General features: G+C 45.4%; 9 protein-coding genes. 2 read left to right on the top strand and 7 right to left on the bottom strand.

Features of this window, described 5'->3' with window-relative positions; translation table 11 throughout:
- Positions 1 to 67 precede the first annotated feature (67 nt).
- On the bottom strand, positions 68 to 715 hold the full coding sequence (locus tag K08M4_RS21070) for a glutathione S-transferase family protein (protein ID WP_086051355.1): 648 nt from the start codon (positions 713 to 715) through the stop codon (positions 68 to 70).
- Positions 716 to 851: 136 nt separating this feature from the next.
- Between K08M4_RS21070 and K08M4_RS21065 the strand changes: the two genes are divergently transcribed.
- Positions 852 to 1,703, top strand: coding sequence for a LysR family transcriptional regulator (locus tag K08M4_RS21065; protein WP_086051354.1), 852 nt, complete (start codon positions 852 to 854; stop codon positions 1,701 to 1,703).
- A gap of 239 nt (positions 1,704 to 1,942) precedes the next feature.
- On the opposite strand, the gene K08M4_RS21060 is transcribed toward K08M4_RS21065, so the two are convergent.
- The gene (locus K08M4_RS21060) at positions 1,943 to 4,120 is read right to left on the bottom strand and encodes a methyl-accepting chemotaxis protein (RefSeq protein WP_086051353.1); all 2,178 of its coding nucleotides are present in this window, start codon (positions 4,118 to 4,120) and stop codon (positions 1,943 to 1,945) included.
- A 407-nt stretch (positions 4,121 to 4,527) separates the two neighbouring features.
- Complete coding sequence (locus K08M4_RS21055; protein ID WP_086051352.1) at positions 4,528 to 6,315, bottom strand: sigma-54-dependent Fis family transcriptional regulator; 1,788 nt, start codon at positions 6,313 to 6,315, stop codon at positions 4,528 to 4,530.
- Between the two features lie 353 nt (positions 6,316 to 6,668).
- Between K08M4_RS21055 and exaC the strand changes: the two genes are divergently transcribed.
- Complete coding sequence (gene exaC / locus K08M4_RS21050; protein ID WP_086051351.1) at positions 6,669 to 8,189, top strand: acetaldehyde dehydrogenase ExaC; 1,521 nt, start codon at positions 6,669 to 6,671, stop codon at positions 8,187 to 8,189.
- A 140-nt stretch (positions 8,190 to 8,329) separates the two neighbouring features.
- Here exaC and K08M4_RS21045 read toward each other — a convergent pair whose 3' ends face one another.
- The 4 genes from K08M4_RS21045 to K08M4_RS21030 form a co-directional block, all read right to left on the bottom strand.
- Positions 8,330 to 9,067: an NUDIX domain-containing protein gene (locus K08M4_RS21045; RefSeq protein ID WP_086051350.1), complete on the bottom strand. Its 738-nt coding sequence runs from the start codon at positions 9,065 to 9,067 to the stop codon at positions 8,330 to 8,332.
- A 306-nt stretch (positions 9,068 to 9,373) separates the two neighbouring features.
- Positions 9,374 to 9,775 carry a hypothetical protein gene (locus K08M4_RS21040; protein WP_086051526.1) on the bottom strand — a complete coding sequence of 134 codons (402 nt, stop codon included), beginning with the start codon at positions 9,773 to 9,775 and terminating at the stop codon, positions 9,374 to 9,376.
- A 276-nt stretch (positions 9,776 to 10,051) separates the two neighbouring features.
- A complete protein-coding gene (gene fghA / locus K08M4_RS21035) occupies positions 10,052 to 10,891 on the bottom strand; it encodes an S-formylglutathione hydrolase (protein WP_086051349.1) in 840 nt (279 codons plus the stop codon).
- 156 nt (positions 10,892 to 11,047) lie between these two features.
- Positions 11,048 to 12,196, bottom strand: a complete 1,149-nt coding sequence (locus K08M4_RS21030) for an S-(hydroxymethyl)glutathione dehydrogenase/class III alcohol dehydrogenase (protein ID WP_012601124.1) — start codon at positions 12,194 to 12,196, stop codon at positions 11,048 to 11,050.
- Positions 12,197 to 12,704 lie beyond the last annotated feature (508 nt).

The raw sequence follows: 12,704 nt of genomic DNA, 5'->3' as shown, positions 1-12,704 counted from the left end.
CGACCAAAGTATTAAGGTTTAAATAAAGGCTCACAGACTAGTGAGCCTTGAAAGGGTGTTCTGTATTTTATACAGGCTTGCCTGCCTCGTCCTCTTCAACCACATCGGTTTCTAAGCTCGCTTCTGCCAACCATTTTTTTACTGATGGGCTGTTGAGCACGCGTTGCTGATACTGTGATGCCTTCTCTGAAAGTTTGACGCCATAGGTTTCTACGCGTAATGCCAAAGGTGCAAACATCGCATCGGCAATCGACCATTCACCAAACAACCACCCTTCTGGGTATTGTTCCATTTGTGCCGACCATAAGGAATCAATACGGGCGATGTCTTTCAATGCGTCTTCACTGAGTGTGAGCTTTCGTTGTGCACGGCAATTCATCGGCATTTCATTTCTGACGGCAAAAAATCCTGAGTGCATCTCGGCGGAAATTGCTCGGGCATGGGCGCGTTCTTTCACTGAGCTAGGCCATGCTGCGCCGTTCAAGTGTGCCTCGTTAACGTATTCGAGAATTGCCAATGAATCCCACACGGTAACGTCGCCATCAACTAAGGTTGGAACCTTGGCCGTTGGCGTCACTTTCGCTAGAGTGTCGTAAAAATCAGACGTGAATAGCTTGAGCTTGATGACTTCCGCATTCAAGTTGTAGTTGTCGAATATCAGCCATGCGCGCAATGACCAAGTTGAGTAGTTTTGATTTCCAATATAAAGCTGCATAGTTGCTTCCTTGCGTTTGGTGGGTATGCTTTGAGACTTAGGGTATGGATTTGCCTTAGGGGCATGCATTTGAGCTTAGAAGATTGTATTGCGGCGCACTAACGGATAATTTTGATGCAATACATTAATAAAAACGATGAGTGGTGATTTCAATATGGATATTGATGCTTTGCGAGGCTTTCTCGCGTTTGTAGAAACCAGTAGCTTTACTCGTGCAGCGAAACAGATAAATCGCACCCAATCGGCATTCAGTGCGCAGATGCGCAAATTGGAAGAAGAACTCAACGTGACTCTTTTCCAGAAAGAAGGCCGTAATCTTGTGCTGACAGAAGCCGGTTTAGCGCTGCGTTCTCATGCTGAACAATTAGTCGCCCTTCACAATACCGCCCTCAAGCAAGTAAAGCGTTACGAAGACAAACAACCTCTAAGACTCGGCTGCCCAGAAGACTACAATGACACTATTCTGCCAAAAGTGATTCGCCTGTTGCAGAAAGCAGAACCCACCTGTTCTATTCAAGTATTCAGCCTGCCAAGCATTACGCTCAGAGAGTGGTTGGATGATGGAAGGCTTGATGCTGCAATTGTCACCCGAGCGCCCAACAGTGAAGAGGGTTATTGGCTTACCAGTGATGTGGGCGTATGGATTAGCAGCCCAGACTATGTGTTCGATGATTCTAAACCCATCCCACTAGCCTTGTTTCAGACCGATTGTAAGTATCACGCAGCGGCAGTGAATGGTTTAACTAAACAGGGCACGCCTTATCAGTTGTTGGCGTGCAGCAATACCGCTTCGGCACAACGTGCCATCGTTAAAGCGGGTTTAGCGATTGGCGCGATGGGTAAGCTCAGTGTGACTCCGGATTTGAATATTCTTGAAGATATGCCACCGTTACCAGCCGTGGATATTGTGCTGATTTTAGCGAGCAAACATCACCCCGTGTTAGACAAAGAAGTGCTTAATCAACTTGTGGAGTTAGATTCTGAGTAGCTTTGTTTCTATTAGGGTAGTTTGGGTTGAATAGTGTGTAGGGATCGTTTGGTTAGGACTGATTGGCTAGGCGAGCTTGGTTCCGTAAAATTTAATAAATGAACTGCAATCGATGAGTTCGAAGTCGAGTGGGGACTAAGAAATGAATAGGCCGAGAACATGCTGTTTCACGAAGAACATTGCGTTTATCCGAAAACATGATGTTTCTCGGCCTAGTTATTGTTATACGTTGTTGGTCATTAAGAAAGCTTGAACTTACTCAGTTCGCCGTGTAAATCTCCGGCTTTCACTGTCAGCTCATTACTGATTGCTACTGATGATGTCATGGTGTCCATCACTTCCACTGCAGTGTCATTGATGATCACTACATTGCGGTTAATCTCTTCTGATACAGAGCTTTGCTCTTCAGCCGCGGAAGCGATCTGATTGTTCATGTCATTAATCACTTCAATCGCTTGGTTGATTTCAGATAAGGCTTGATGTGCAGCTTCGGTCTCACTTTTTGTGTTGTTCGCTTGGTTTTGGCTTTGCTCCATCAGTACCACAATAGATTGAGTCTCTTGCTCTAGGCGAGCCAACATAGAGCGAATCTCTTCTGTTGAACCTTGAGTTCGATTTGCTAGGTTACGAACTTCATCTGCCACCACGGCAAAGCCTCGACCAGCCTCACCTGCACGGGCTGCCTCAATGGCTGCATTCAGTGCAAGTAAGTTAGTTTGATCTGCAATGCCACCAATCTCGCTCAAGATGCCTTGAATCGCAGTGCTTGAATCGACTAAATTTTGTGTTTGTTGCTGCGCATCGTTAACCTGCACTGCCAAGCTGTCTACAGCACTGGCGGCATTGTCCATGCGCGTCATACCATTGAGGCTGTTGCTTTGTACTTGGCTTGCAGCTGCAGCTGCTTGAACCGCTGAGTTCGCCACTTCTTGCGCTGTTGCACTCATTTCATTGATAGCGGTGGCAAGTGAGTTCACTTCGTTAACTTGAGAATTCAACTGGTCACGTGAAACTTCAGCACGAGCTTGGCCTTCTGTCGCGTTTTTATCCACTTGGTCGGCCGTTGCCATCACGGTAAGTAGCATCTCTTGTATACGAGATAGGAAGGTATTGAACCAGTGTGCAAGCTGAGCGGTTTCATCTTTACCTTTCACTTCAATGCGATAAGTTAAGTCACCTTCACCCTGTGCTGCATCTTTAAAGCGTTCCACTAAGTTGTTCAAAACCTTGCCCAAAGAGTTAGCAATGAATGCCATTGAGGCAATGCCTAGAAGAGCGGCGATGATTCCCGCCCACACACCTTTTTCAAGTGCTTTTGAATTCTGAGCATCACTCCACTCGGTGTAGTCATTGACGCTTTTGGCTAGGTGACTACTAGGAACAGACACCATGACTACCCATGGCGCATCACTGGTATCAATTGCGGTAATCGCGTACTCATCGCCGCCGAAAGTCACAAGACCGGCGCCTTCTCTGTTAGCGATAGACTGAATCTTTGACCATTCAGATTCCAATTCAGAAGAGACTTTTTTACCCACCATATTTCCAGCTCGGCTGTTGGCCAGTGTAATGCCTTTCCATGAAGTGATTAGGATTTTTCCTTGGCCATCAAATAGGTCACGCGCAAGTAACTCACTTTGGCTTTGGAGTTCATGCAGGGACAAATCAAAGCCTAACGAGCCGATGATTTTTCCTTCATGTTTGATTGGTTGGCTGATGGTGGTAATGAGTTCTTGTTTGCCGCGCACTGAATAAAAATACGGTTCCATCACAAACGTTTTACCCGTTTGGTATGGCATTAAGTGCCAGTCATCTTTGCGTTCACCGTTGCTGTTAAGAGCAGTATTGCTAAAGCTCTCCATGGCGACAGCATCAAAGCTGTTTTGGTCATTGGGAGAGAAGAAGGGGGCAAGGTAGCCCTGACTGTTAAAACCTAACTCGGTGTTAAAGCTTTGCTCGGTGTTCGAGTCTTGTTGGTTGTCTAAAGTCAGCGAGGTGTCTTCGCTGTTCACGTTGAGCTCGTTATTCAAGACAGACTGTTGTGACCATGTCTTATCTTCCCAAACCATGTAACCCGCAAATACAGCTTTGTTTTGTGCTTCTAGTGCCGCAGTAAACTGTTTCACGATAAGCTCTGCACTTGCGTCGGTTTCTGAACTTAATTCGATGATTGAGCGCACTTGCTTAAGGTTCGCTAATACGGGGTTAAGCTGGTTAGCGATGTTCAAACCTTGTTGAAGTGCCGTGTTTTGTAAATCCGTAGCGGTGGCCTCTGTCAGCTGCGTTTTTACTTTTTCAGTGACTTGTTTATTCACATCGGTAAATGCGTTGGTCGTCATTCCCATGGCGATTAACAGAGTGAAAGCCATCGCTCCGCCCGCACTCACCGCAATTCGCGTTCGTATACTGTTAAACATATTATCTCTCTAACCAAATAGTGGTGGTTTTTCAGAGATTTTAAACAAGATAAGTGAATGGAAAATTCTAAATAATGAACACAATAAGAATAGGGTGATTAAAAATATAAATAGGATGGTATAACGCTCCGGATTATGTCTTTTAGAGAGGAGCTATAAGATAGGTGTATGGCTGTTTTTATTCTATTATCTAATTGTATTTGTTGATATTTTATACTTGATGCCGTTTTTAATTTTCTGGTAAATCAAGAGGTTGTAGTTTGCGGGCGTTCTGAATATATATTACTCATTATATGACATCAGTCACACTTTAATTTAGCCCGAAGTGCGGAGTACCCACTTAAAAAGTGCGTATTTATACTTTGCATGCTCAATCGAAGTAACCAAGCCACTGTTAATGTTCATTATTAAAGAATCCCCAAGCTCTTTAGTTTTCGATAAATGGTGTTGCGGCTGATACCCAGTATTCGCGATGTCTTGCTGATGTTGCCTTGGTTCGCTTGATAGGTTTGCAACAAGGTATCTTCAACTGTACTTCTTAAATTGGTATTCGTTGTGCCTATGGTGCTATTAGGTTTCGTCAGTTGATGCTGATTATCTTGCGTTAATAACGTGAGATGTTGAGCAAGGTGGCTAGGCACATGCTCGAGTGTGAGTTGTGCTTCATCGCTCGCGAGTAGGGCTGCGACCTTAAGTAAGTTATCTAATTCACGGATATTACCGGGCCATGAATAGGCGCACAGCAAGCTCATTAAGTGCGGGCAGATTGTCTGTTCATCTTCTGCGTATTTACGATGAATGTGTTCGATTAGGGCGTGCTTGTCTTGTCGGTGTTGCAAGCTTGGCAGAGTAAAGGCCAAGCCATTCAGGCGGTAAAAGAGATCTTGTCTAAATTCCCCCGTAGCGACCAACTGTTCTAGGTTTTTATGAGTGGCGGCGATGATCTGACAATCGACTTGGTAGCTTTGATTTGAACCCACAGGGACGACTGACTTATCTTGCAGAACATGCAGCAGTCGACATTGAGCCTCCAATGGCATGTCGGCGATCTCATCGAGAAACAGAATTCCCTTGTCTGCTTGGCGGATCTTACCTTGGAATCCTTTGTGGCTTGCGCCAGTAAAAGCGCCCGGTGCGTAACCAAACAGTTCTGATTCGATAAGATCTTTCGGCAGCGCACCACAATTCACCGCCACTAAGGGAGAGGATTTGCGTTGGCTCTGCTTGTGTAGCGCCTTAACAAATTCGCCTTTGCCAACGCCCGTTTCTCCTAAGATTAATAGGCTGATCCCTTTGTCGATTACCTTGTTGGCTTGCTGCCAAGCATGTTCAATTTGTTGTTCGCCATGGTGCAAATCGCACGATGCTGAAATGGAACGCGTGCGTTTTGCAGTTGGTTGTTTGAGGTGCTGTTTCTCAAACACAAAAGGTGCATCAAATGAGTCTCGATTGAAGAGAGTCTCGATGCATTCGCCGACGATCGAGGTTTGATCCAACAGTTGAGAGGCGACCTGATTGTGCGCCACCACTTCACCTGCTTCATTGGCTATCACAATGCCTTGCCAACCACTGTGTAATAACGATTTCTCGCACGCGAGGTCAATACGAGTAGTGCCTTGTGGGATGTGACTCAATAGCTGATTCTCAACGAGTTGAACCATATTTTGAACCAGCAACTGCACTGAACTGTCGTGTTGTTGCTGCTCACTGGTGATGTCCAATACGCCAACCATTTGACCTTGATGATCAAACACCGGGCTTGCTGAACAACTGATAAATCGATGCTGGTGGATGAAGTGCTGTTCGCCAATGATGGATACGGGTTTTGCTTCCACAATGGCGGTGCCAATCGCGTTAGTACCTTTAAGTTGTTCCTGCCAACACGCTCCCGAGCTGAGTGCAATTGACGTCAGCTTCTCTTTAAACCGCTCCTGTCCCCAACTTGCCAGAATCACGCCCTCGATATCCGTCAGAATCAAACGACTGTCGGTGCGTGCAAACATCTGATTAAACAGAGGTAGCGCATTACGTTCGACGATGTGAATCAAGTCAGATGATTGATGACGTCGCTGTTTAAGAATCGATTGTGGCAGGCGAATGTCTTCGGGAAGTCGTCTCTGTTTTAGACCCGCTTCTGTGCTGCGGTGCCAAGAAGACGAAAGCCAATCTGAGGTGTTTGCTTGTTGAAGGTGCATGACTGTTCCATGTCGTAACAGTGAGGGTGTACCAATTTGGAACAGTTGAACACTGGAGTGGTTTCCATACGTCCGTTCAATGCCAACTCACTTTGGGTTGTAAACGTTTGGTAATCATAGTTTTACAATTTATTAACAACAAGTTTTGAAGTTCTGGCGTGTGATTTGCGTTGTCACTGTTGTGAAGAAAACACGAAGTATCAGTGTTTTAAACAGAAAGCATAAACATGGTGACACTCTTTTTTAGAGCTCTTTTCATGAGATCTGTTCTCAAGGGAAGCCGCCATGCTAGCTCGACAACATAAGATCAATAACGAATAAACAACGACTAAAAATCAAAGAAGGATCTAACTATGATTTACGCACAGCCGGGTAGTGATAACGCAGTGGTTAATTTTAAAGCGCAATACGATAACTTTATCGGTGGCGAGTGGGTGAAGCCTGTCAGCGGCGAGTATTTTGATAACACTTCCCCAGTGAATGGTCAGGTGTATTGCCAAGTGGCACGTTCAACCGAGGCGGACATTAGCTTGGCACTCGATGCGGCGCATGCTGCTCGTGCAAGTTGGGCTTCGACCAGTGTGACTGAGCGCTCCAACATCCTACTTAAAATTGCCGACCGTATTGAAGCGAACCTAGAAGAAATCGCAGTCGCCGAGACATGGGAAAACGGCAAACCTGTGCGTGAAACCTTAGCGGCAGACATTCCTTTGGTTGTCGATCACTTCCGTTACTTTGCGGGTTGTATTCGAGCTCAAGAAGGCAGCGCAGCCGAGCTCGATTCAAACACCGCAAGTTACCACTTCCCAGAACCGATTGGTGTGGTTGGGCAGATCATTCCTTGGAACTTCCCGATCTTAATGGCGGCTTGGAAATTGGCACCTGCGCTAGCAGCGGGCTGTTGTGTAGTGATGAAACCTGCCGAGCAAACACCCACATCAATTTTGGTGATGATGGAGAAGATCGCCGATCTTCTACCTGCAGGTGTGGTCAACATTGTTAATGGTTTTGGTAGCGAAGCGGGTCAAGCACTGGCAACCAGTGATCGTTTGGCTAAATTGGCGTTTACTGGCTCAACTGAAGTTGGACATCATATTCTGAAATGTGCGGCTGAAAGCTTGATTCCATCAACGGTTGAGCTTGGTGGTAAGTCTCCAAACATCTACTTCCCAGATATCTTTAACCATGAAGATGAATACCTGGATAAGTGTGTCGAAGGCATGCTGCTTGCGTTCTTCAACCAAGGTGAAGTGTGTACCTGTCCATCGCGCGTACTGATTCATGAATCGGTGTACGACAAGTTCATCGCCAAGGTGGTTGAGCGTGCTCAAACCATTAAACAAGGTAACCCGTTAGATACCGATACTCAGGTTGGCGCACAAGCTTCAAAAGAGCAGTTTGATAAGATCTTGAGCTACCTAGAAATCGGTCGTCAAGAGGGAGCGAAAGTGCTAACAGGTGGTGAGATTGCGCAGCAACCCGATGATCTTGGGAATGGTTATTACATTCAACCAACCATGTTGGAAGGACACAACAAGATGCGTGTATTCCAAGAAGAGATCTTCGGCCCAGTTATCGCGGTAACGACGTTTAAAAACGAAGCAGAAGCGCTAGAGATCGCCAATGACACCGAGTATGGCTTGGGTGCAGGCGTGTGGACACGTGATGCAAACCTTGCGTATCGCATGGGTCGTAACATTGAAGCGGGGCGTATTTGGGTGAACTGTTACCACGCGTACCCAGCACACGCGGCGTTTGGTGGTTACAAAAAATCGGGTATTGGCCGTGAGACACATAAGATGATGCTCGATCACTACCAAAACACTAAGAACCTGTTGATCAGCTACGATACTAATCCGTTGGGCTTCTTCTAATACGGTTCGTTCTAAAAGTATGAGAATGAATCATGGGAATAAAGAATAACTAACAACGCAGTCGGCTTAATTAATAAAAGAAGAGCTAAAACCAAAACGCCCAATTCATATGAGTTGGGCGTTTTTATGTCTGAGTCGTTCTAGTTTTGCGAAAAGAAGATCTCGGGCTTGTGGGTTGGGCCTGAATTACCTTCTAGCTGAGTAAGCTCTAATCCTTGTTTGCCTATCAGAGAACCGACTAATTGGCGGTTAAACGGGTAACTGTCAGGGTTGTTAATGTACTCTTCAACATCAACCCATTTAGCCTCTGCAATTTCATCGGTGTCTTGAATCGCAATCTCTTGGGTTTGAGCAATAAGGTGGCAAATAAAGTAGAGGTTCGATTTGCCAAACTGATACGGGTGTCTCGTCGCCATGCCAACCACTGAAATGAATGTGGCTTCGATACCTGTCTCTTCCAAGGTTTCCCTAACCACTGATTCTTCAATGCCTTCACCCAACTCAATATGGCCGCCCGGTAATTTGTAGCCTGTCATACCGTGCTCATTAATCATCAGCACTTGATTATGTTCGTTGGTGATCAATGCGCCTGCGCCCAAGGTGTGGGTCGGGATGAAAGGCACAAACTCTACAATCTCGGATTTATGGATCAGTGTAATTTCGTCTTCCAAACAGTTGTGAAACACAAAGCCAAGTTCAGTCGCCACCGGAATAAGGTGCGAGAGAGAAATAGGTAAACTAATCCAAATGATGCCTTTGTTATTCTGCTTTGAAAATTCGGTGATCTCGCTGAGTTCGGCATTGAATGAGTCCGCATCGTGAGGGGCGGTTGCTGGGTCGATGATGATGCCGTTAAATTTGTCGAGCGTAAATTCCACGAGTGATCCTTTATTATTCTTGATTTATAGGGCGTCGAGCATAGGTGGAGCTTATAACATCTTAAGGGCTTGTAACACCTATGCGGCTTGCGACATTTAGATTGTTTTTATCACCTTGAGAGAAAGGGCAGTCGAGGGTGAAAGTGGAAAAGAGAATAAGAGGATAAGAGGATAAGAGGATAAGAGGATAAGAGGATAAGAGGAGCGTGAAAGCGGGCGGCTTGAAACAAAAATTGCACTAGAAACAAAAACTGCGCTTGGAAGCCAAAGCGCAGTTTTAGAAATGAGGTTTATTGCTGCTCGATCTTAGCGGACATAGTTAGCATCAACACTTACATACAAGTGTTGCAGTTTGCCGTCGGCCTTTTGGATCCACAGATCATTGGTGTAACTCTCGATCTTACCGTTAACCGTTAAGTTGAATGTATTCTCGTCGAATTCGCCAAGCTTCACGAACTGGTCGGTGGTAATCAGGAACGGGTCCATGTCGTCTACGCCAACCACATCTGAAATCACATAGTAGTGGTAGGTCAGCGGCTTGCTCGCATCATTCGGGTTGCTGCGATACGCCACAAGCTTGAATGGTTCCGATAATGGAACGTCGAGCGTTTGCTTGTCCATTGTTGCTGGAATCGGGATAAACAGCCAAGCGGTAAACAGACCGCTTAATAAAACCATCAGGAAGAAAAGAGTCTTAATTGCTTTCATAGCAACCTTCAAAATAGGTGATGTTGAAGACGCTATGGTAACAGGTTTGATTTGCTGATTGTAAGAGTATGAATCAGTGAAGGCATCACCCATTTGTTAGTAAGTTCGAATTGTTAGTAAGTTCGAACGAATTGACACACTGTTCATCAATCTCCATTAAGACAGCATGCTTATGACAATCTACTCACAACGCAATGTTCATATTCTTGCGAATAAATAACAGGCACAAAAAGTCCACACCTAAGCTTTTGCCAGGTGTGGGCTAAATAGGTATGACTACTTGTTTAGATAAGCAGCGTGGAACTCAATATGCTCATCAATAAAGCTAGAGATGAAGAAGTAGCTGTGGTCGTAACCTGGCTGCATACGTAGCTCTAAATCGGCATTCGTTACCTTAGCGGCTTCCACTAACTGTTCAGGCTTTAGCTGCTCAATTAGGAAGTTATCGGCTTCGCCTTGGTCTACTAACATTGGTAGCTTAGTGCCTTTGGTTTTTAGAAGCTCAGAGGCATCGTAGTGTTTCCACTCTTCAATATCTAAGCCTAGATATTGGTTGAAGGCTTTCTGTCCCCAAGGGCATTGCATTGGGTTTGTTATCGGGCTGAATGCAGAGATAGAACGGTAGTTGTTTTCGTTCTTGATGCCAATCGTTAGTGCACCATGTCCGCCCATGCTGTGACCAGAAATCGATTTCACAGACGTTACTGGGAAGAAATATTCAATCAAAGCTGGGAGCTCTGTTACCACATAATCATACATGTGGTAATGGCTGTCCCATGGTGCTTGAGTGGCATTCAGATAGAAGCCTGCACCTTGGCCGAGATCGTAGCTTTCACTGTCGGCAACACCTTCGCCGCGCGGGCTTGTATCAGGTGCAACAATAGCAATGCCTTGCTCTGCCGCGGCTTTGAAAGCGCCGGCTTTTTGCATGAAGTTTTCATCGGTACAGGTTAAGCCTGATAACCAATACAAAACAGGAACTGGGTTTTCTTTGCTTGCATTAGGTGGCAAGAAAATCGCAAAACGCATGTTGCAGTCAAGCGTTGCAGAAAAGTGGGTGTATTGTTTGTGCCAACCACCAGCAACCTTTGCTTGGCTAATGTTTTCGATTGTCATCTATTGTGCTCCGTTAGGTTGATGGTTTGGGGAATAACGTGTCTATATCATTTAAAGTTTCACCACCCACCGGGCAGGAGGTGGTGAAGACAGTTTCGCTCTGATGTTTAAGTCAGAACTGTGGTCTCGACACCTAAGTGCCGAGGCCAAGGAGAATTACTTATCCATATGTAGAACAGTACGGATAGATTCACCTTTGTGCATTAGGTCGAATGCTTCGTTTACGTCTTGCAGACCCATAGTATGAGTAATGAACTCTTGAAGACCAAACTCACCCGCCATGTAACGGTTAACGATTTCTGGAAGCTCAGAGCGGCCTTTAACACCACCGAAAGCAGAACCACGCCATACACGACCAGTCACTAGTTGGAATGGACGAGTTGAGATCTCTTGGCCTGCACCTGCAACACCAATGATTACTGATTCGCCCCAACCTTTGTGGCAGCACTCAAGTGCTTGACGCATTACGTTTACGTTACCGATACACTCGAACGAGTACTCAACACCGCCGTCTGTCATCTCAACGATAACGTCTTGGATTGGTTTGTCGAATTTAGTTGGGTTGATGCAGTCAGTTGCGCCAAGCTGTTTTGCTAGCTCGAATTTGCTCTCGTTGATATCAACACCGATGATGCGGTCAGCACCAGCCATGCGAGCACCAATGATTGCAGAAAGACCGATACCGCCTAGGCCGAATACAGCAACGTTGTCGCCTTTTTCAACTTTAGCTGTGTTTAGTACAGCGCCCATACCTGTTGTTACACCACAACCTAGAAGACAAACTTCTTCAAGTGGTGCTTCTTTGCTTACTTTCGCTAGAGAGATTTCTGGAAGTACAGTGTACTCAGAGAAAGTCGAGCAACCCATGTAATGGAAAATCGTTTCGCCATTGATAGAGAAGCGGCTTGTACCGTCTGGCATTAGGCCTTTACCTTGCGTTTCACGAACCGCTTGGCATAGGTTAGTTTTACCAGATTTACAGAACTTACATTCGCCACATTCAGCCGTGTAAAGTGGGATAACGTGGTCGCCAATCTCAACACTTGTAACGCCTTCGCCGATCATCTCAACGATACCGCCACCTTCGTGACCAAGAATTGAAGGGAAGATACCTTCTGGATCGTCACCTGATAATGTGAATGCGTCAGTGTGACAAACACCAGTAGCAACGATGCGAACTAGAACCTCACCAGCTTTAGGAAGTTGTACATCAACTTCTTCCATTTTTAGTGGCTCGCCAGCTGCCCATGCAACCATTGCTTTTGATTTGATATGAGTTTGACCAGGTTTAATTTCGATTGTCATTGGATGTTTCCTATATATGTCAGTACAGCGGATAACCGTGCAATTAGCTTCAACCCGTTAAGCGTAGTTGAGCTTAATTGTTTCCGCTCTCTCGTTTTGTTGGAGCTAGTATAGGTGTGAGTGCGTGTTTTGATAATCCCCTTAAATAGAAAATGATTATTACGTATTTGTAATAATTGGTGTATTCAGAGGAGTTCGAAGAGGGGGGGATTACTCAGAAAATCTAAGGACATTGAGAGTGGTTTCTATGGAAAAGACTAATTGGAAACAAATGGGGCGTAAGTTAATAGGCTATGTGATTTGGTGTGGTGGTCATCAACTTGTTTTCGAGGTTTGTAGGTCACTAGGATCTCTAACTCATTTCTGCCCCAAAATCTTTTAGAGCATTAGTTCATTCATCAGCTGATAACGCCAATTTCCAATACCAAAAGTTATCAGAATTCAGTAACCTTAAAATTTGGCATCACTAATTAGCCTAGCTCTTATCAAGTTCGCCACTAAACCATTG

Source organism: Vibrio syngnathi, from assembly GCF_002119525.1.
Taxonomy (GTDB): Bacteria; Pseudomonadota; Gammaproteobacteria; order Enterobacterales; family Vibrionaceae; genus Vibrio; species Vibrio syngnathi.
This window is presented reverse-complemented; position numbering and strand designations above follow the sequence as displayed.

Excerpts from the sequence above, each read along its gene's own strand:
- K08M4_RS21070 (WP_086051355.1), bottom strand. The coding sequence starts at position 715 with ATGCAGCTTTATATTGGAAATCAAAACTACTCAACTTGGTCATTGCGC.
- K08M4_RS21065 (WP_086051354.1), top strand. The coding sequence starts at position 852 with ATGAGTGGTGATTTCAATATGGATATTGATGCTTTGCGAGGCTTTCTC.
- K08M4_RS21060 (WP_086051353.1), bottom strand. The coding sequence starts at position 4,120 with ATGTTTAACAGTATACGAACGCGAATTGCGGTGAGTGCGGGCGGAGCG.
- K08M4_RS21055 (WP_086051352.1), bottom strand. The coding sequence starts at position 6,315 with ATGCACCTTCAACAAGCAAACACCTCAGATTGGCTTTCGTCTTCTTGG.
- exaC (WP_086051351.1), top strand. The coding sequence starts at position 6,669 with ATGATTTACGCACAGCCGGGTAGTGATAACGCAGTGGTTAATTTTAAA.
- K08M4_RS21040 (WP_086051526.1), bottom strand. The coding sequence starts at position 9,775 with ATGAAAGCAATTAAGACTCTTTTCTTCCTGATGGTTTTATTAAGCGGT.
- fghA (WP_086051349.1), bottom strand. The coding sequence starts at position 10,891 with ATGACAATCGAAAACATTAGCCAAGCAAAGGTTGCTGGTGGTTGGCAC.
- K08M4_RS21030 (WP_012601124.1), bottom strand. The coding sequence starts at position 12,196 with ATGACAATCGAAATTAAACCTGGTCAAACTCATATCAAATCAAAAGCA.